At 72.4% G+C, this 20,089-nt stretch carries 11 protein-coding genes; 4 read left to right on the top strand and 7 right to left on the bottom strand.

Features of this window, described 5'->3' with window-relative positions; translation table 11 throughout:
* Position 1 precedes the first annotated feature (1 nt).
* Positions 2-2,422, bottom strand: coding sequence for an endopeptidase La (lon, locus tag ACZ7GZ_RS22920; RefSeq protein ID WP_471026903.1), 2,421 nt, complete (start codon positions 2,420-2,422; stop codon positions 2-4).
* A gap of 147 nt (positions 2,423-2,569) precedes the next feature.
* Entirely contained in the window at positions 2,570-3,391 is an 822-nt protein-coding gene (locus ACZ7GZ_RS22915; RefSeq protein ID WP_471026902.1) for a rhomboid-like protein, read from the bottom strand.
* A gap of 195 nt (positions 3,392-3,586) precedes the next feature.
* Between ACZ7GZ_RS22915 and ACZ7GZ_RS22910 the strand changes: the two genes are divergently transcribed.
* The 4 genes from ACZ7GZ_RS22910 to ACZ7GZ_RS22895 all read left to right on the top strand — a co-directional run bounded on the left by ACZ7GZ_RS22910 (position 3,587) and on the right by ACZ7GZ_RS22895 (position 10,326).
* Positions 3,587-4,267 carry a spermine/spermidine synthase domain-containing protein gene (locus ACZ7GZ_RS22910; RefSeq protein ID WP_471026900.1) on the top strand — a complete coding sequence of 227 codons (681 nt, stop codon included), beginning with the start codon at positions 3,587-3,589 and terminating at the stop codon, positions 4,265-4,267.
* A 113-nt stretch (positions 4,268-4,380) separates the two neighbouring features.
* On the top strand, positions 4,381-5,121 hold the full coding sequence (locus ACZ7GZ_RS22905; protein WP_031163266.1) for a response regulator transcription factor: 741 nt from the start codon (positions 4,381-4,383) through the stop codon (positions 5,119-5,121).
* Positions 5,118-6,233: a HAMP domain-containing sensor histidine kinase gene (locus ACZ7GZ_RS22900; protein WP_471026898.1), complete on the top strand. Its 1,116-nt coding sequence runs from the start codon at positions 5,118-5,120 to the stop codon at positions 6,231-6,233. Before ACZ7GZ_RS22905 ends, ACZ7GZ_RS22900 begins: the two co-directional genes overlap by 4 nt.
* A gap of 301 nt (positions 6,234-6,534) precedes the next feature.
* Positions 6,535-10,326, top strand: coding sequence for a multifunctional oxoglutarate decarboxylase/oxoglutarate dehydrogenase thiamine pyrophosphate-binding subunit/dihydrolipoyllysine-residue succinyltransferase subunit (locus ACZ7GZ_RS22895; RefSeq protein WP_471026896.1), 3,792 nt, complete (start codon positions 6,535-6,537; stop codon positions 10,324-10,326).
* A gap of 181 nt (positions 10,327-10,507) precedes the next feature.
* Here the strand turns inward: ACZ7GZ_RS22895 and fxsT are convergent, their stop codons facing one another.
* The 5 genes from fxsT to ACZ7GZ_RS22870 form a co-directional block, all read right to left on the bottom strand.
* On the bottom strand, positions 10,508-13,516 hold the full coding sequence (gene fxsT, locus ACZ7GZ_RS22890; RefSeq protein WP_471026893.1) for an FxSxx-COOH system tetratricopeptide repeat protein: 3,009 nt from the start codon (positions 13,514-13,516) through the stop codon (positions 10,508-10,510).
* Between the two features lie 128 nt (positions 13,517-13,644).
* Positions 13,645-15,066: an aKG-HExxH-type peptide beta-hydroxylase gene (locus tag ACZ7GZ_RS22885; RefSeq protein ID WP_471026933.1), complete on the bottom strand. Its 1,422-nt coding sequence runs from the start codon at positions 15,064-15,066 to the stop codon at positions 13,645-13,647.
* A complete protein-coding gene (locus tag ACZ7GZ_RS22880; RefSeq protein WP_471026891.1) occupies positions 15,066-16,259 on the bottom strand; it encodes an FxsB family cyclophane-forming radical SAM/SPASM peptide maturase in 1,194 nt (397 codons plus the stop codon). Before ACZ7GZ_RS22880 ends, ACZ7GZ_RS22885 begins: the two co-directional genes overlap by 1 nt.
* Positions 16,260-16,385: 126 nt before the next feature.
* The gene (fxsA, locus tag ACZ7GZ_RS22875) at positions 16,386-16,568 is read right to left on the bottom strand and encodes an FxSxx-COOH cyclophane-containing RiPP peptide (protein WP_471026889.1); all 183 of its coding nucleotides are present in this window, start codon (positions 16,566-16,568) and stop codon (positions 16,386-16,388) included.
* 38 nt (positions 16,569-16,606) lie between these two features.
* Positions 16,607-20,086, bottom strand: coding sequence for an SAV_2336 N-terminal domain-related protein (locus ACZ7GZ_RS22870; RefSeq protein ID WP_471026887.1), 3,480 nt, complete (start codon positions 20,084-20,086; stop codon positions 16,607-16,609).
* Positions 20,087-20,089: the final 3 nt, after the last annotated feature.

Here is a 20,089-nt window from a genome sequence, read left to right as displayed (position 1 = left end):
GTCACGCCGCCACGGGAACCTCCGGCGCCGCGCCGTTCGTCGCGGGCGCGAGCGCCAGCTCCAGGACCTGGCGGACGTCGGTCACGGTGTGGACGTCGAGCCCGTCCAGTACCTCGGCCGGGACGTCGTCCAGGTCGGGCTCGTTGCGCTTGGGGATGATCACGGTGGTCACCCCGGCACGCTGGGCGGCGAGCAGCTTCTGCTTCACGCCGCCGATGGGCAGGACGCGGCCCGTCAGTGAGACCTCGCCCGTCATCGCCACGTCCGTGCGGACCAGCCGCCCGGAGAGCAGCGACGCGAGGGCCGTGGTCATCGTGATGCCGGCGCTCGGGCCGTCCTTCGGGACCGCGCCCGCCGGGAAGTGGATGTGTACGCCCCGGTCCTTCAAGTCGCCGACCGGGAGCTCCAGTTCGGCGCCGTGGCTGCGCAGGAAGCTCAGCGCGATCTGCGCGGACTCCTTCATCACGTCACCGAGCTGACCGGTCAGGGTCAGGCCGGCCGCGCCCGTCTCCGGGTCGGCGAGGGACGCCTCCACGAAGAGGACGTCACCGCCGGCGCCGGTGACCGCGAGGCCGGTCGCCACACCCGGGACGGACGTACGGCGCTCGGCCGGGTCCTGGGCGGACTCGCGCACGTGGTGCGGACGCCCGATCAGACCGCGCAGGTCCTCGTCCCGGACGGTGAACGGCAGTTGCCGCTCGCCCAGTTCGTGCTGGGCCGCGACCTTGCGGAGCAGGCGTGCGATCGAGCGCTCCAGGGTGCGCACACCCGCCTCGCGCGTGTACTCGCCGGCCAGCTTGCGCAGGGCGCTCTCGTCCAGGGTGACCTCGTCCTCGCCGAGTCCCGCCCGCTCCAGCTGGCGCGGAAGCAGGTGGTCACGGGCGATGACGACCTTCTCGTCCTCGGTGTAGCCGTCCAGGCGGACGATCTCCATACGGTCGGCGAGCGCCTCCGGGATGGCCTCCAGGACGTTGGCGGTGGCCAGGAAGACCACGTCCGACAGGTCGAGTTCGACCTCCAGGTAGTGGTCCCGGAAGGTGTGGTTCTGCGCCGGGTCCAGGACTTCGAGCAGGGCCGCGGCCGGGTCGCCGCGGAAGTCGGAGCCCACCTTGTCGATCTCGTCCAGCAGGACCACCGGGTTCATGGATCCGGCCTCCTTGACGGCCCGTACGATCCGGCCGGGCAGCGCGCCGACGTACGTACGGCGGTGGCCGCGGATCTCGGCCTCGTCGCGGACACCGCCGAGGGCCACGCGGACGAACTTGCGGCCCATGGCGTGGGCCACGCTCTCCCCCAGGCTCGTCTTTCCGACGCCGGGGGGTCCGACCAGGGCCAGGACGGCACCGCCGCGCCGGCCGCCGATCACGCCGAGTCCGCGCTCACCGCGCCGCTTGCGTACCGCGAGGTACTCGGTGATGCGCTCCTTCACGTCCCGCAGACCGGCGTGCTCGGCGTCCAGGATCGCCTTGGCGCCCTGGATGTCGTACGTGTCCTCGGTGCGGGAGTTCCACGGGAGTTCGAGGACCGTGTCCAGCCAGGTCCGGATCCAGGAGCCCTCGGGCGACTGGTCGGAGGCCCGCTCCAGTTTGTCGACCTCCTTCAGGGCGGCCTCGCGGACCTTCTCCGGCAGGTCGGCGGCCTCGACGCGGGCGCGGTAGTCGTCGGACTCCTCGCTGTCCTTGTCGCCGTTCAGCTCGCGCAGTTCCTTGCGGACGGCCTCCAGCTGGCGGCGCAGCAGGAACTCGCGCTGCTGCTTGTCGACGCCCTCCTGGACGTCCTTGGCGATGGTCTCGGCCACGTCCTGCTCGGCGAGGTGGTCGCGGAGCTGCTGCGTGGCGAGCTTGAGCCGGGCCACCGGGTCGGCGGTCTCCAGCAGTTCGACCTTCTGTTCGATGGTGAGGAACGGCGAGTAGCCGGAGTTGTCGGAGAGCGCGGAGACGTCGTCGATGGCCTGGACGCGGTCCACGACCTGCCAGGCGCCGCGCTTCTTCAGCCAGGCGGTGGCGAGCGCCTTGTACTCCTTGACGAGGTCCGCGACCTGACCCGGCAGCGGGTCGGGGACGCCCTCGTCGACGCGGGCGCCCTCGACCCACAGGGCCGCGCCGGGACCGGTGGTGCCGGCGCCGATCCGCACGCGGCTGCGGCCGCGGATCAGAGCCCCCGGGTCACCGTCGGCCAGTCGGCCGACCTGCTCGACCGTGCCCAGCACACCGGTCTTCGCGTACGTGCCGTCGATGCGGGGCACCAGCAGCACCCTGGGCTTGCCCGGTTCCGACCGAGCGGCGGCCTGTGCGGCCTCCATCGCGGCCCGCACCTCGGCGTCGCTCAGGTCCAGCGGAACCACCATGCCGGGCAGCACGACCTCGTCGTCGAGCGGCAGCACGGGCAGGACGAGCGTGAACGCCGTGGACTCAGTAGCCATGATCTCCCCTTCGGCAGTCAAGTTGAGCTATGCCGACTCAACTGCTGGGGGCTGACTGGTGTTCCCCGTGTTTGTTCGCTGTGAGCGATCAGTTGCCGCGCCCCAGGAAGGCCGGGAGACGGTCCGGCATGCGGGTCTGTCCGGTGGTCACAGGGAAACCGGCGAGACCGCCGGGACGCGCCAGCGCCGCACGAGCGGCCAGCCGCTGATGCCGATGGCGAGGGCGATGAGATGGCCCCAGTTCGTCATCGGGTCCAGGAACGCGATCAGGTCGTCGACGAGGGCGGTGGTCGCCAGGGCCAGGAGGGGCCAGCGCAGCCAGGGGCTCAGGAGGCCGGCCAGGGCGCCCGTGCTGGCGGCGACGCCGAAGCTGATGCCGTAGTCGAGCCGGTGCAGCGAGGTGGCGGGAAGGTCGCCGAACAGGACGGCCAGGCCCACCGGGACCTCGGTCGCGAGGGTGGCCAGGACGTGCCCGGCAAGGAAGACACAGGCCGCCCGCGCGCCGCCTATGCGCCGTTCGAGCGCGGTGAGCACCAGCACGAACGCGAGCGCGTACGGCGACAGGACGCCGCCCGCGATCCACAGGGCGCTCGCCAGCAGCACCAGCACGGGGGTGCGCACCAGATGGGCGACGTCCGTGCTGGAGCCCTGGTAGAGGGAGTGCACCAGGCCCGGGTCGGCCAGGGCGGCGACCACCGAGGTGACGGCCAGGACGACACCGTAGGAGAAGGTGAACGGGGTTCCGGCGGGCGTGGGCAGCAGGCGCCACAGCCGCGGGACCCTCCTGGCCGGGCGCGGGGCGGCGGGGGCGGGGTTCCGGACGGGGGCCGTGGCGTGCCGCTGGCGCGGCATGCCGTCCAGCAGGTCCGCGAGCGCGGGTGCCGGGACGACGCCACCGGCGTCGGTGAGCGGAGCGCCCGGAAAGGGCGCGGACGCGGCCGACGCAGGGCCCGTCGCGATCGGTTCCACAGTGTGGCGCTCCTTCCTTCGCGCCCCACCCTTCGCGTTGCGCGGGTCGCTGTCTATGACCGACGCCACGCGAGAGCGGATTCACAGCAACCTCTCACGTGCCGGATGCGTCCGCGCCCGGCCCGTTGTCCACAGCGCGCGCGTGTCATCCGCAATTCCCGTGAAGGACTGGGCGCGTTCGAGCAGGATGGGGGCATGACTGCTGGCGTGTACGACTCTCCCGTGGTCCTCGACCGGCGCGACGGCCCGTACGGCGAGGTGGTGCTGCGCCGGCACGGAACGCTGCTGCAGATCATCGCCAACGGCTGTTTCCTGATGGACACCTCCGACGGCCGCTCGGAGCGGCTGCTGGTGGACGCCGCGTACGGCGCGCTGGACGGGCGGCCGGAGCCGAGCGTGCTGATCGGCGGGCTGGGCGTGGGATTCTCACTCGCACATGCGGCGGCGGACCCCCGGTGGGGGCGGATCACCGTGGTCGAGCGGGAGTCCGCCGTCGTCGACTGGCACCGGGACGGGCCGCTGGCAGAGGTTTCCGCCGGGGCGCTCGGCGATCCGCGCACCGAGATCGTGCAGGAGGATCTCGTGGCGTTCGTCCATGAGACATCGGACACGTTCGACGCCCTCTGCCTGGACGTCGACAACGGTCCCGGCTGGACCGTCACGGACGACAACCACAGCCTCTACTCACCGGCCGGACTGGCCGCCTGCCTACGGGTGTTGGAACCCGGTGGAGTGCTGGCCGTGTGGTCCGCCGAGCCCTCTCCGGAATTTGAAGGAACCTTGCGGAATGCCGGGTTCCGGCAGGTGCGTACCGAAGAGGTCCCCGTTGCCCGGGGCGTTCCGGACGCCGTACACCTCGGCGTACGACCTGGATAGCGACAGCACGACGGATCCCCGTAATGTGCTGCCCTGACGCGGATCATTCAAGCGTCAATCGCAGACATGGGATCACCCCACTGGTTCCGGAAAGCAACAAGCAGGGGCGGGCGATGGAGCAGACACACACCTCCCAGAGCGGCGCGGCGACGACCACCCCGGGCGCACAGCGCCGGGTGCTGGTCGTCGAAGACGACCCCACGATCGTCGACGCCATCGCGGCCCGGCTCCGCGCCGAGGGATTTCTCGTGCAAACCGCGTCGGACGGTCCGGCGGCCGTCGACACGGCCGAGGCCTGGCAGCCCGATCTGCTGATCCTCGACATCATGCTGCCGGGCTTCGACGGCCTCGAGGTCTGTCGGCGGGTGCAGGCGCAGCGCCCGGTGCCGGTGCTGATGCTGACCGCGCGGGACGACGAGACGGACATGCTGGTCGGTCTCGGGGTCGGTGCGGACGACTACATGACCAAGCCGTTCTCGATGCGGGAGCTGGCCGCGCGGGTGCACGTGCTGCTGCGGCGGGTGGAGCGGGCGGCCCTGGCCGCCGCGACGCCGCGCAGCGGGATCCTGCGCCTCGGCGAGCTGGAGATCGACCACGCGCAGCGCCGGGTGCGGGTGAAGTCCGAGGACGTCCACCTGACGCCCACCGAGTTCGACCTGCTGGTGTGCCTGGCGAACACCCCGCGCGCGGTGCTCTCCCGGGAGCAGCTGCTGGCCGAGGTGTGGGACTGGGCGGACGCCTCCGGCACCCGTACGGTCGACAGCCACATCAAGGCGCTGCGCCGGAAGATCGGCGCCGAGCGCATCCGCACCGTGCACGGCGTGGGATACGCGCTGGAGACGCCGACACCGTGAGCGGCGACGGGCGGCAGGCCGCGCGGAGGAGCCCCGGGGAGGATCCCTGGGGCGGCGTACGCCCGTTCTCGATCAAGACCAAGCTGGGTGCACTCGTCGTCATATCGGTGCTGATCACCACCGGACTGTCGATCGTCGCGGTGCACACCAAGACCGAGCTGCGTTTCATCACGGTCTTCTCGATGATCGCCACACTGCTGATCACGCAGTTCGTGGCGCATTCGCTCACCATGCCGCTGGACGAGATGAACACGGTGGCGCGGTCGATCTCCGAGGGTGACTACACCCGCCGGGTGAGCGAGGGCCGCCGGGACGAGCTGGGCGACCTGGCCCGGACGATCAACGTCATGGCGGACGAGCTGGAGGCCCAGGACAGCCAGCGAAAAGAGCTGGTCGCGAACGTCTCGCACGAGCTGCGCACCCCCATCGCCGGGCTGCGGGCCGTGCTGGAGAACATCGTCGACGGCGTCACCGAGGCCGACCCCGAGACCATGCGGACGGCCCTGAAACAGACCGAGCGGCTCGGCCGGCTGGTGGAGACCCTGCTGGACCTGTCCCGGCTCGACAACGGCGTCGTCCCGCTGAAGATGCGCCGTTTCGAGGTGTGGCCGTACCTGTCGGGCGTGCTGAAGGAGGCCAACATGGTGGCCTCGGCGCGCGCCGGCATCGCCTCCGGCTCCGGCAGCCACACCCGCACCGACGTCCATCTGCACCTGGACGTCTCCCCGCCGGAGCTGACCGCGCACGCGGATCCCGAGCGCATCCACCAGGTCGTCGCCAACCTGATCGACAACGCGGTCAAGCACAGCCCGCCGCACGGCCGGGTGACGGTGAAGGCGCGGCGCGGGCCGCAGCCGGAGTCGCTGGAGCTGGAGGTCCTGGACGAGGGCCCCGGGATCCCCCGCTCGGAGTGGCACAAGGTGTTCGAGCGGTTCAACCGGGGCGCGGTGACCCGGCCGCACGGGCCGGGCAGCGACGGCGGTACGGGCCTCGGTCTGGCGATCGCCCGCTGGGCGGTGGATCTGCACGGCGGCCGGATCGGTGTGGCCGAATCCGAGCGGGGCTGCCGGATCATCATCACTCTCCCGGGACTGACTTCCGCCTCAAGTTGACGTAAAGTCCGATCCGGAAGCACAAGATCCACGAGGTCGCGGCCGTCGCCGTGCAGCTGGACACGTGTGATCCGGGCCAGGTCCGTGCCGCCGTGACGCCGGGCCGCTCCCGGCGATCCCGCACACCCCCGCCCACATGCGGAACCACGCTTGTTTCCCGCCATATCAAGCCCTGAAACAAGATTTTCGATGTGACTTACACGACGATGAACCGGCCCGACCTGACCTTCACGGTCTTGGAGGCGTAGCCTTTATTCCCGCTGTCCATCACCTTGTGAAGCGGAAGAGGGCGGTTGCCGCCGTGTCGCCACAGTCCCCCAGTAACCCGAGCATCTCGACCGACGACCAAGCCGGGAAGAACCCCGCTGCCGCGTTCGGTCCGAACGAGTGGCTCGTCGACGAGATCTATCAGCAGTACCTCCAGGACCCGAATTCGGTAGACCGCGCCTGGTGGGACTTCTTCGCCGACTACAAGCCGGGGGCGCCTGCCGCCTCGGCTCCGGCGGGTACTGCGGCCGCGGGGGCCGCAGAGACCACCACGGCTCCGCAGGCCCAGAGCGCGCCGGCCCCGGCCGCGCCCGCCCCGGCCCCCGTGGCCCCGAAGCCGGCCACCCCGGCACCGGCCCCCGCTCCCGCGGCCAAGGCCGCGGCCCCCGCCCCGGCCAGGCCGGCGACGCCCGCACAGGCGCCGGCCCAGCCCAAGGCGAAGGCCGCCCCCGCCGCCGAGGGCCCGGAGCTGGTCACGCTGCGCGGCCCGGCCGCCGCCGTCGCGAAGAACATGAACGCCTCGCTGGAGCTGCCGACCGCCACCTCGGTCCGCGCGGTCCCGGTGAAGCTGCTGTTCGACAACCGCATCGTCATCAACAACCACCTCAAGCGCGCCCGCGGCGGGAAGATCTCCTTCACGCACCTGATCGGGTACGCGATGGTGCAGGCCATCAAGGCCATGCCGTCGATGAACCACGCGTTCGGCGAGAAGGACGGCAAGCCGACCCTCATCAAGCCGGCGCACGTCAACCTGGGCCTGGCCATCGACCTGGTCAAGCCCAACGGGGACCGCCAGCTCGTCGTGGCCGCCATCAAGAAGGCCGAGACGCTGAACTTCTTCGAGTTCTGGCAGGCCTACGAGGACATCGTCCGCCGCGCCCGTGACGGCAAGCTGACGATGGACGACTTCACCGGTGTCACGGTCTCCCTGACCAACCCCGGCGGTCTCGGCACCGTCCACTCCGTGCCGCGTCTGATGCCCGGGCAGTCGGTCATCATGGGCGTCGGCTCCATGGACTACCCGGCAGAGTTCCAGGGCACCAGCCAGGACACCCTGAACAAGCTCGGCATCTCGAAGGTCATGACGCTCACGTCGACCTACGACCACCGGGTGATCCAGGGCGCCGCCTCCGGCGAGTTCCTCCGCCAGGTCGCGAACCTGCTGCTCGGCGAGAACGGCTTCTACGACGACATCTTCGAGGCGCTGCGCATCCCCTACGAGCCGGTCCGCTGGCTCAGGGACATCGACGCCAGCCACGACGACGACGTCACCAAGGCCGCCCGCGTCTTCGAGCTTATCCACTCCTACCGGGTCCGCGGTCACGTGATGGCCGACACCGACCCGCTGGAGTACCGCCAGCGCAAGCACCCCGACCTGGACATCGTCGAGCACGGCCTCACCCTGTGGGACCTGGAGCGCGAGTTCGCCGTCGGCGGCTTCGCCGGCAAGTCGATGATGAAGCTGCGCGACATCCTCGGCGTGCTGCGCGACTCGTACTGCCGCACCACCGGCATCGAGTTCATGCACATCCAGGACCCCAAGCAGCGCAAGTGGATCCAGGACCGGGTCGAGCGCGGCCACTCCAAGCCGGAGCGCGAGGAGCAGCTGCGCATCCTGCGCCGGCTGAACGCGGCGGAGGCCTTCGAGACCTTCCTGCAGACCAAGTACGTCGGCCAGAAGCGCTTCTCGCTGGAGGGCGGCGAGTCCGTCATCCCGCTGCTCGACGCGGTCATCGACTCCGCGGCCGAGTCCCGCCTGGACGAGGTCGTCATCGGCATGGCCCACCGCGGCCGGCTGAACGTGCTGGCCAACATCGTCGGCAAGTCGTACGCGCAGATCTTCCGCGAGTTCGAGGGCAACCTCGACCCGAAGTCGATGCACGGCTCCGGCGACGTGAAGTACCACCTGGGCGCCCAGGGCACCTTCACCGGCCTGGACGGCGAGCAGATCACCGTCTCGCTGGCCGCGAACCCGTCCCACCTGGAGACGGTGGACCCGGTGATCGAGGGCATCGCCCGCGCCAAGCAGGACATCATCAACAAGGGCGGCACCGACTTCACGGTCCTGCCGGTGGCGATCCACGGCGACGCGGCCTTCGCGGGCCAGGGCGTGGTGGCCGAGACCCTGAACATGTCGCAGCTGCGCGGCTACCGCACCGGCGGCACGGTCCACATCGTCATCAACAACCAGGTCGGCTTCACCGCGGCCCCCGAGTCCTCGCGTTCCTCCATGTACGCGACGGACGTGGCCCGCATGATCGAGGCCCCGATCTTCCACGTGAACGGCGACGACCCCGAGGCCGTCGTCCGCGTTGCCCGACTGGCGTTCGAGTTCCGCCAGGCGTTCAACAAGGACGTCGTGATCGACCTCATCTGCTACCGCCGCCGCGGTCACAACGAGTCGGACAACCCGGCCTTCACCCAGCCGCTGATGTACGACCTGATCGACAAGAAGCGCTCGGTGCGCAAGCTCTACACCGAGTCCCTGATCGGTCGCGGCGACATCACCCTGGAAGAGGCCGAGCAGGCCCTGCAGGACTACCAGGGCCAGCTGGAGAAGGTCTTCACGGAGGTCCGCGAGGCCACCTCCCAGCCGGCCGCCGCGGACACCCAGGCGCCGCAGGACGGCTTCCCGGTCGCGGTTCCGACCGCGATCTCCTCGGAGGTCGTCAAGCGCATCGCCGAGTCCCAGGTCAACATCCCCGACCACTTCACCGTGCACCCGCGTCTGCTGCCGCAGCTGCAGCGCCGGACGACGATGGTCGAGGACGGCACGATCGACTGGGGCATGGGCGAGACCCTGGCCGTCGGCTCCCTGCTGCTGGAGGGCACCCCGGTCCGCCTGTCCGGCCAGGACTCCCAGCGGGGCACCTTCGGCCAGCGCCACGCGGTGCTCATCGACCGCGAGACGGGCGAGGAGTACACCCCGCTCCAGTACCTCGCCGAGGACCAGGCGCGCTACAACGTCTACAACTCCCTCCTGTCCGAGTACGCGGTCATGGGCTTCGAGTACGGCTACTCGCTGGCCCGGCCCGACGCGCTCGTGATGTGGGAGGCGCAGTTCGGCGACTTCGTCAACGGCGCGCAGACGGTGGTCGACGAGTACATCTCGGCGGCGGAGCAGAAGTGGGGCCAGATGTCCGGCGTCACGCTCCTGCTCCCCCACGGCTACGAGGGCCAGGGCCCGGACCACTCCTCGGCCCGTGTCGAGCGGTTCCTCCAGCTGTGCGCCCAGAACAACATGACGGTCGCGATGCCGACCCTCCCGTCGAACTACTTCCACCTCCTGCGGTGGCAGGTGCACAACCCGCACCACAAGCCGCTGGTGGTCTTCACCCCGAAGTCGATGCTGCGCCTCAAGGCCGCCGCGTCGAAGACGGAGGAGTTCACGTCGGGCCAGTTCCGCCCCGTCATCGGCGACTCGACGGCCGACCCGGCCGCGGTCCGCAAGGTCGTCTTCTGCGCGGGCAAGGTCTACTACGACCTGGAGGCCGAGCGGGTCAAGCGCGGTGCCACGGACACGGCGATCATCCGCCTCGAGCGGCTGTACCCGCTGCCGGGTGCCGAGCTGCAGGCGGAGATCAAGAAGTACCCGAACGCCGAGAAGTACCTGTGGGCGCAGGAGGAGCCGGCGAACCAGGGTGCCTGGCCGTTCATCGCGCTCAACCTGATCGACCACCTGGACCTGGCGGTCGGCGCGGACGTCCCGCACGGCGAGCGGCTGCGGCGCATCTCGCGTCCGCACTCCTCGTCCCCGGCGGTGGGCTCCGCGAAGCGGCACCAGGCCGAGCAGGAGCAGCTGGTGCGTGAGGTGTTCGAGGCGTAGGCCTCCGGCGGTTCTGCCGCACGCATGGGCCCGGTGCCGAGTTCTTACTCGGTACCGGGCCCTTCGCCTGTTCGTAGGGGTGGTTGCGAGCGTTTGCGAGTGCCGGCTCGTCGGGGCTTGTCGCGCGGTTCCCCGCGCCCCTTTGGGGCGCGCTTCTCCACGGCTTCTCTACGGGGCGCCTTTAGTTCGCCTGGGGTTCGAAGTCCCAGTAGGGGCGGTTGCGGGAGCGGGCCGAGAGGGTGTGGACGTGCTGGGGGCCGAGGGTGGCGACCAGGTCGGAGAGGGCCTCCTGCTCGACCTTCTCGGCCTGTTGACGGTCTCTCAGGGCGCGCAGGTCGGCCGCGTGGGCGATGCGGGCGGAGAGGGTGAGGGGGTGGGTGCGGCCCACGGTCTCGGTGGCCCTGATGCTGGTGACCCTGCTGAGTTCGGCGGCGGACTCGGGCTCGCCGACGAGGTTGCGCAGGGCCGAGGCGTTGATGGCGCAGCCGAGGGTGTACGGGTGGCTCTCGCCGAGGGCCGCGGTCATGCCGGCCAGCGCCTCCTCGATGAGCGCGTGCGCGTGCTCCCGCTCGCCGACGCTGCGCAGGACCAGGGCGTGGTTGGCGCGGGCTCCGATGAGGAAGGGGTGGCCTTCGGTCAGCAGCATCTCGTAGCGGGCGATGATGGACTCGCTGGCCTCACGGGCCTGGTCGATGTCGCCGTGCTCGCGGGCGAAGCAGCTCTGGCTGACGGCGGCGGCCAGGGTGTGCACATGGGTGTCGCCCAGTTTGCGCTCGTAGCCCTCCAGGACGTGGGTGAGCAGTTCACCCGCGGTGGCACGGTCGCCGCCGCGCAGTTTGCACAGGGCCAGGTTGTGCTCGGCGCGCAGGGTGTTCTGGTGGTCCTGGCCCATGACGCGGTGGTATTCGTGCACGTTCTTCGTCTGGGCGGAATCGGCCTCGGAGTACCGGCCCAGCAGACGCATGTCGATCGCGTAGGACGCCTCGGAGAACAGGGTCCAGGGATGCCGGCCCTTGAGCAGCAGGCGGCGGGCCTCCAGCGTCTTCAGGTCGATGCTCCTGGCCTCCTCGTAGCGGCCCAGCAGCCGCATGGTGTAGCCGAGGTTGTTCAGGGCGTTGAGGGTGCGCGAGTCCTGCTCGCCGAAGAGGTCGCGGTAGGTCGGGTAGAGCCACTGGTCCAGTTCGAGAGCGTCCTCGTACTGGGCGAGTTCCCGCAGGTCGGCGGCGAGTCCGCCGGCCATGCGCAGATGGTCGAGGTCATGCTCGCCGCGGTCCTCGCGGAGTTGCACCATCGCCGCCCGGTCGATGGCCTCGGTCTCCTGGAAACGGCCGGCGGAACGCATCAGGTTGGCGTAGTGGTACGTCAGCTCCCACACACGGGGGTGCGACTCGCCGAGCAGACGGCGCCAGGCGCGCAGGGCGCGCGCACCGAGTTTGACGCCGGCGGTGTACTCACCCGCGAAGAGCATGTACCGCAGGCAGTTCAGTACCAGCGCCTGCACCTTGCGGTCCTTGCTCTGCAGCACGTCGGCGTACTTCAGGTGCGGCACGATCTCCGCGTACGCGTCCCAGTTGCGGGTGTCCGTGGGGCGGCCGGGATCCGCCTCGGCCAGGGCCCGGCGGACGACCTCGATGAACTCGCGCCGGTCCTGCTCGGGCATGTCCTTGTGCACGATCTGGTGGACCATGCGGTGCAGATAGACCGACTCGCCCGCGGAGGCGGTCTCGTCCAGGGCCGTCTCGTGCGACTCCAGGCGCACGACCGAGTACTGGCGGAGCTGGTTGATCGCCTTGTTCCACAGCAGCGGGTCGTCCAGCAGTCCGGCGATCTGTTCGGGCAGGTCGTCGTGGGACATCTCCTTCAGCAGCCGGACGGGGATGAACCCGGGGGCGAAGAAGGTGCACAGGCGCAGCAGGTCGACCGACTCGGGGACCGTCTCGCGGAGTTTGTTCAGCAGTATCGACCACGCGGTCTGGAAAGCGAGCGGGAAGTCCGCCGACACCTTGACCACGTCCTGGTCGATGCCGCCCTCCAGGAGGGCGATGTACTCGTCGACGGACAGGTCGGAGTCGTTGAGCCAGCCCGCCGTCTGGTCCAGCAGCAGCGGCAGGTCCTCCAGGGCCTCCGCCAGCTGGTCCGCGTCCGCTTCGGTCAGCCGGGGCGCGCGGCGCCGGATGAAGGCCACCGACTCGTCGCGGCCGTAGACGGGCACTTCGAGCAGTTTGCTGTTGTGCTCGCCCCACTCGGGGTTGCGGGAGGTGATGATCACATGGCCCGGGCCGGTCGGGACCAGGTCCCAGATCTGCTCGGGCTCGTCGGCGCCGTCGAGGATCAGCAGCCAGCGGGAGTGGGGGTCGCCGCGGCGCAGCGCGTCCCGGACGGCGCGCAGCCGTTCGCCGTACTCGGGGCCGGTGGACAGGCCGAGTTTGGGGGCCAGTTCGGCGAGCAGGCGGCGGTAGGTGACCCGTTTCTCGGAGCCGACCCACCACACGACGTCGTACTCGGAGCCGAAGCGGTAGGCGTACTCGGCGGCCAGCTGGGTCTTGCCCACCCCGGACATGCCGTGCAGCGTGAGGACGCCGGCTCCGGGCTCGCTGCCCTGGAGGAGGTGGTAGGCGTCGTTCAGGAGCGGTTCGCGGCCGGTGAAGCGGGTGTTGCGGCGCGGTACGCCGCCCCAGACGTCGGGCATCGAGGCGGGAAAGCGCGGGGCCGGGCGGGTGACGTCCGCGGTCACGGGGGTGTCGAGCGGCACGTCCAGCCGGTCCAGCAGGCGCCGTTCGGCCTCGTCGGCACCCATGTTGGTGAGGTCGACCGGGGCCAGGGCGGCGGTGGCGGAGGGCACCGAGGCGTTGGTGACGGACACCGCGGCGAACCGGGACGGGTCGGGGGCGACGACCTCGCGCAGGGCCGCGTTCCACTCCTCGTGGGTGCGCGGGCCGAGCTGGAAGTACCACTCGCTGACCAGGATCAGGGTACGGCCCTCGGCCAGGGTGAGGTCGCGCAGCAGGCCGGCCAGGGACTGGTCCGGCGGGGCGTCCCAGCGCAGGTAGACCACCCGCAGACCGCGCCGCTCCAGCCGGTCTCCGATCCACGCCGCCCAGGGCCGGTTGAACCCGGCGAAGCTGATCGTGACGGTCTGCCGCGCGGCCCCCTTCCCGGTGGAACGGACCGGCGTACGAGCTTCAGACATGCAGCGGCCTCCAGCACGTAGTCCTGAAATCGTAGAACCTCGGCGCGGCCCTGGGGAGTCCGGCGACTGCAGCGGCGCACGCCTCGGCCCGACGATCTTCCCGCAGCCGAGAGCGGGAAGTCGGCATTTCATCGATTCGTGAGCGGGGGTGCCGGAGGTTGACGCTGTGTCCACAGGGTCCGTACGGCTTTGATGTACGCCTGTGCGCGCGCCGTGTAGCCCCGGGGTGCCGGACGCTCGGCGAGCCGTTCGTGGACGGCGACCATGCCGTCGACGAAGCGGCGGCCCACCGGTGTCAGGTCGGGTGAGCCGACGAGCGCGGGCAGGGCCGCGCCGACCTGGGCGTGGTAGCGGGCGTGTTCCGCCCACGCGGACTCCCGCCGGACCGGGTCCGTCAGCGCCCGGCGCTGGAAGAAGTCGGCCAGCGCCAGATGGGAGTAGGCGCCCTGGAGCAGACCGTCGTACGGTCGCGGGTCGGGGCGCCAGGGCGCGAAGTAGCGGGCCTCGGGGCCGGCCCGGTGCAGTTCCGTCATCTCGCTGAGCGCGGCGAGTTTGGTGTGCTGCAGTTCGTGCACGAGGGTGGCGGCGAAGGCCAGCGGGGTCGCGGGCGCGCTGCTGAGGAGCGCGCCGAACGCCTCGCGCCGGGTCGCGCTGCAGCTGCCGCGGCCGTCGGCGCCGGGCGGCTGCTCCAGGGGGACCAGGCAGCGCAGCAGGGTGAGCGCCTCGGTGAGCCGCTGCTCGCCCCCGGTGCGCAGCACGGCGGCGGTGCCGGACCAGGTCTGCAGCCATCGCTTGTGTTCGGCGTCGTCCGGGGCCGCGGGGCCGCTCAGCGCGTACTGGCCCGCCCCGCGGGGCGGGACCCGGTAGGGGTCGAGGTCGTCCAGGGGCAGGGGGCCGGCGCCGGGCACCAGGCCGGGCAGGGCGTACGCCGGTGTCCATGCGGGGGTCGCGGACCAGGCGCCGGTGCCCTGCTCCAGGTGCACGGCGACGTGCGGCGCGCCGGGTTGGCGGAGTGTCAGCCGGCCGTCGGCGCAGCGGACCTCGACCCGTACGTCCGCCCGCTCGGCGGTGTGCAGGGCGCCGAGGGAGGGGAGGGTCAGCACGCCGTCGCGCGCGGTGAGGGTGGTGGTGAACGACAGGCCGGCGCGGGCCGCCGCGGCCACGGCGACCGCGCTGAAGTGGGCCAGGTCGCGAAGGAGTTCGCCGCGGCCGTGCGGTGTGAGCCGGCCGTCGCGGGGGCTCAGCCCGGTCAGGCAGCGCGTCGCCCAGGGGCCCGTCAGCGGATGGGTGAGCCGCGCCCGGGCCGGGGAGTGCGCGCCGCCGCCGGCGGCCCGGTCCGCCGCCGTCAGCAGCGCCCAGTCCTCCCGCAGCCGGTCCTTGGCCGCACCGGGGCAGACGGCGGGGCCGGCCGCCTCGGCGGCGTCGAGCACGGCGCGCAGCATGAGCAGGCGCCGGGTGTCCTGGTCGCGGACGAGGAGCGCGAGGGTGCCGGGACCGCCCTCGGTGCGGCCGAGTTCGGCAAGTGCCCGGTCCGGGACCGCCGGAAGTATCACGGGGTGCCCCCTTCGAGAGAGGCCGGGACCGCGGGGCGGGTGCCCTCGGTGTCCGCGGCCAGCCGTCCGGCCACGTGCTGGATGAAGAGCTGCAGGTCCGCGCAGTACACGGACGGGTTGCAAAAGCCCTGTGGGGCCCGGTACCGGTGGGCGTAGTGTCCGCCCCCGCACACCGTGACCAGCGGGCAGGCCCGGCACCGGTCGCACAGGCCCGCCAGGCCGGCCTGCCGGGCCGCGACGCCGGGGTGGCGCAGGGCCTGGTCGAAGTCGTGCCGGAAGACGTCCAGACCGGTCTCGGCGGCCCCCTCGTAGGCCGACTTCAGCGAGTCGACCTGCTCGATCGACCCGTCGGTTTCGACCACGACGGCGTCGAAGGGCTGGAGCCCGAGCGACTCGGTGGCGGCCGGCAGTCCGAGCAGCAGCGCCAGGCACTCCTCGAAGAGCCGCACCCGCGTCTCCCGGTGCCCGGCCGACCACCAGCGGTCGAAGAGCCGGCACAGCCATGCGCCGTAGTGGGCGGCGCCCCAGTGCGGCGGCGGCGCCGACCAGTTCCCGTGCGGCAGCAGCAGGTCCAGCGCGGGCGGACGGAGGCCGAGCAGCGACTCGTACAGGTCGACCGGGTCGGTCGTGGGGTCGACGACGGTGAGGAGACCGGCGTACGCCGTGGGGAAGTGCTCGGCGACCAGGCGGGCACCGCGTGCCGCTGCGGGCCAGGAGGGCCGTCCGGCGTGGTCGACGCGGCGGGTGTTGTGCGCGGCGGTGCCGCCGTCGAGGCTGATGCCGATGCGGATGCCGTGCCGGGCGAGGACGGCCGCCCGCTCGTGGGTCAGCAGGGTGGCGTTCGTCTGGACGGTGGCCTGGACGGTGCAGCCGGCCGGGACGCGGGCGCGGACGTCGTCGGTGAAGCGGGCGAGGGTGTCCGCGCCGGCCAGCAGGGGTTCGCCGCCGTGCAGGACGAGGGAGAGGGTGGTCAGGGCGTGGCCGCGGGCGTGCCGGGCGATGCGGTCGGCGGTGCGCTGAAGGACCTCGGCGGGGGCGGCGGCCGGGCGGGTGCGCCAGGTGTGGTCGGGGCCCTCGTACAGGTAGCAGTAGCGGCAGGCGAGGTTGCAGCGGCCGTGTAGCTTCACGATGAACTGCCGGAAGGGACGCGGGGATGCGCCGGGCGGTCGAGCGGCGGTGTTTCCGGACACTCCAGCACCCCCATGCCGTACGCCCCGCCGACTGCGATACGAGCGTATGGACGCGCATTCCCGGCAAGTGGCCGTGCGCAAACCCCGCGCGATTGAAGTTGTCTCTTTCTCTTCCTGGTTGACCGATCAGAGGCAGTTGTTGAAGCCCCAGAGCATCTCGCTCGGGCGCTGTGCCCGCTCCCGCAGGCCCGCCAGCACCTCCTTGAGCACGGGGTGCTCGACGGTGCGCAGCTCCTCCAGGTCCAGCGCCTCCAGATCCGGCAGCGGCCCGGCGTTCTCCGGTGCGGGTGACTCGTCCCGTGCGCTCATCCCCGTGCCCCTCTCCCCTGTCTCCCCTGCCCGTGTACTCATTCCAGTTCGGCCAGCCGGAGCGCCGTGTCCGCCGCCGTCGGGCCGCCCGTGCCGAGGCTGCCGTCGGGCAGCCGCGACCACTCCGCGCGGGCCGCCCGGTAGGCCTCGCGGGCCGCGCGGGGGCGGGCGGCCGCCTCGTAGGACATACCCCGCCAGTGGTGCGCTTGCGCACCCAGCTCCACCGCGTCCAGTCGCCTGCGCTCGGTTTCGGCCTCCTCCTCGGCCTCCCGCGCCGACTCGGCCGCCGACCGGAAGGCGTCCACCGCGTCGTCCAGGCGGGTGGGCCGGCCCAGGCTCCGGTAGGCCTCGTACTGCGCCTGCCCCAGCTGAATCCGGCAGCGCGCGGCGAGCAGCGGATCGTCCGCCTCCGCCGCCGCCAGACCGAAGAGGTGCTCCGCCTCCCGCAGGTCGACCCGGTCGCCGCGCAGCCGGTAGCGCAGGATCAGCGCCCGGCCCAGCATCAGCAGCCGGTAGGCCGTGTGCGGGCTGCCCGTGGGCGTCTCCGTACGGCAGTCCCGCAGCACGCGGATCGCCTGGGACAGCGGCTCCCAGGCCCGGGCCGGGCTCTCCGCCCCGGCACGGCGCAGCAACGCCTCGCCCCACTCGGCGAGGACGTCGGAGTAGCCCGTCGCGTCCCGCGGCGTGTCCGCGGCCGCCAGCGCGAACGATCCGGCGGCTTCCCGCAGTTCACGCAGGTCGCCCGAGTCGGCGTACCGGGCGACCCGGACCCGTCCGGCCCGCACGTGGAGCAGGGAGCGCAGGCTGCGCCGGGTGGTGCCGGCCAGGGCCTCGTCGAGGCGGTCCTGTGCCTCGGCCAGGTCCCCGCCCGCCCGCAGCAGGGCGTCGACCAGGTCAAGGCGGATGCGGACGCTCTCCCGTGCCCGGTCGGCGCCGCCCGGGGTCGCGTCCTGAGCCTCGGCCGCCAGCGCGTCGCGCAGGGACCGGGAGGCCTGCTCGGCGTAGCCGCGGGCCTGCTCCGGATCTGTCGTGGCGTCCGCCAGGCGCAGCAGGAGCCGGCCGTGGGCGAGCGGCAGTTCGGGCGGGCGGTGCCGGCGGTCCGGCCAGATGTCGGCGAACGCCTCCAGCATGCCGACCGCGCCCTGCAGCAGCGCGCTGTCACCGCCCAGGCGCCACTGCGTCTCCAGCGCGCCCACCCGCTCCAGGGTCAGCCCCAGGGCCTCCTGCGGGTCCAGCCCGGGCGCGGCACAGGCCACCGCGTACTCCCGGTCGGCGCGGCTGAGCAGGTCCAGGGCGCCGTGCTGGTCGCCGCGGCGCCTGCGGTCGGTGGCCGCCGCGCGCAGCACCCGGGCCAGCGCCGCCCTCTCCCGCAGCGCGTGCGGGTGCGCCACCGCCCGCTCGGCGGCGCTCTCCGCCTCCCGCAGCAGCTCCGCCCCGCCCTGCACCTCCCACAGCCGCAGCGTGGCGTAGGCGTACTCCGCCCACAGCCCGGGATCGGCCCCGGCCGGCCGTTCGTGCTCGGTGGCGCCGCGCAGCAGCTGTACGGCGTCGATCGCGTCCTGCACCATGCCCTCGGTGTCGAACCGCGCGAGCAGGTCGCGGGCCCGGACCACCGCCGGGTGCGTGGGCCGCTCCCCGGGCGGGACGCCGTTGCCCCGGGTGCCGTAGAGACGGAACTGTTCCGGCAGCGGCATGAAGCGCTCCAGTACCCGGGCCGCTACCTCGGCGAAGGGCTGCGGGACCAGCGTCGCCTCGCCGTTGTCGCCGTTCTCTGCGGGGTAGCCGGGCGCGGGCGCGTAGGCACGCGCGCGGGCCGCGGCGGACTCCCGGTCGGCCGCGGCCGTGTCCCCGCCGCCGAGCTGGGCGAGGGCCAGGGCCGGGAAGTTGGCGCCGCCCTTGCCGAAGCGCTGCTCTATGTACTCGGAACAGTGCTTGAGGACCAGCACCGCCTCGTCCCGGCCGAGCGTCGACAGCAGCGCCTCACGCACGTCGGGGTCCATCTCGTACCACTGGGCGTCACCGTGCCCGTAGTCCTCCCCGGCGCGCTGGACGAGGCCGCCGAGCAGCACCTCCGCGAGTTCGGAGGGGCCGGAGCCGGGCAGCATGGTGCGCTGCACCAGCTGCATCACGGGCAGGCACAGCGGGGCGGCGGCCAGATACACGGCGAGCCGGCCGGCGGTCGGGGAGGCCGCGGAACGGAACCTGCTGACCCGCTCCACCGACGTCGGCCTGCGGGTACGGCGCCGCTCCGGCGCGGGCGGCTGGTCCGCGCGCACCCAGCCCACCGCTCCCGGCACCGGTCCGGTACCGGCCCCGGACAGCAGCCGCGCCCACGCCCCGAGGGCCACCGGCTCCGGCGGCAGCACCGGTACGGGCAGCACACCCGGCGGCGCGGCCACCAGGACACCGTCGGGGGTGCGCACCCGCAGTGTGGTGCCGCCCAGGGTGTCGCCACGGGTCAGTTCGCCGTACGTCACGGGCAGCCGGGTGCGGTTCCACAGGCGCTGCGGGAGCGGCTGGAGCACCGCGACGGGGGCGAGCCGGGCCAGGTGGTGCAGCAGCCGGTGCGCGTGGCCACTGCGCCACAGCGGGCCCGCGCAGTCGCTGACCAGCAGGGTGATCCGACGCCCTGTGGGGTCGCTCAGCCGGTCCGGGCCGTGCAGCGGGGCCTCCTGGGCGTCCGGGCTGCGGCTGACCGCCGGCTCGCCGTCCGGGCCGGCGTGCAGATGGCTGACCTGGACGTCACCGAAGGCGCCCAACTGGGCGAACACCTGGTGGAGTTCGGTGAACAGCCGGTCCCACACCCGCATCGAGGGCGCGGCGTCCAGCACCAGCTGGAGCCGGGCGTCCCCGCGGGTCACGGCGCGCCGGACGGGCAGGATCAGACCGCCCGCGCGAGCGCTCAGCTCGGCCGTGGCCGTCTCGTCCAGCACCGTGCGCAGGGCCGGCGCGGCGCTGCGGTAGGTCTGCAACGGCCGTAGGGCACGCTGGAGTTCGAGAGGGGCGGGCAGCACCGGGGCGGCGGGCACGCCGACCGGCAGCGCCGTGATCCGCCCGTCCCCACGAGCGCTCGGGGTGCCGTTGCGGGGCAGCGGATACAGCGTCACACGCCGGTCGGGCCCGGCGTCGATCGTCTGCGGCCCCTGCCACGGAGTGGGCGGCAGGACCGGCCGCTCGGGGTCGCTCCCGCCCTGCCCGTGCGTGTCCGAGCCCGCGCTCTGCGCCCCGGGCAGCGAGGCCCCGGCCCCGCCGGCCGTCGCCTCGTCCTCGCCCTCGTCGTCCGCCCCGGCCCAGGACGCCAGCCACAACGCGTCGCTCAGCCCCTCGGCATCGGGCTCCAGCCCGATCTCCCGCAGTCGGCGCACGAGTTCGGCCAGGGGGTCGCCGCCGGCCGGTTCGGCACGGCCGGGGTCGGGGCCGGGGGCAGACGGGTCGCGGGGGTCAGGAGGGTCGGGCGGGCCGGATCCGCCGGCCGGGTCCGGGGGGAGCGGGCCGTGTCGTGCCGCTGCGTCGGGCATCAA

The sequence above is a fragment of the Streptomyces sp. NPDC037288 genome, assembly GCF_055603265.1.
The sequence above is the reverse complement of the archived record's forward strand: the minus strand, read 5'-3'. Positions and strand labels throughout refer to the sequence as shown.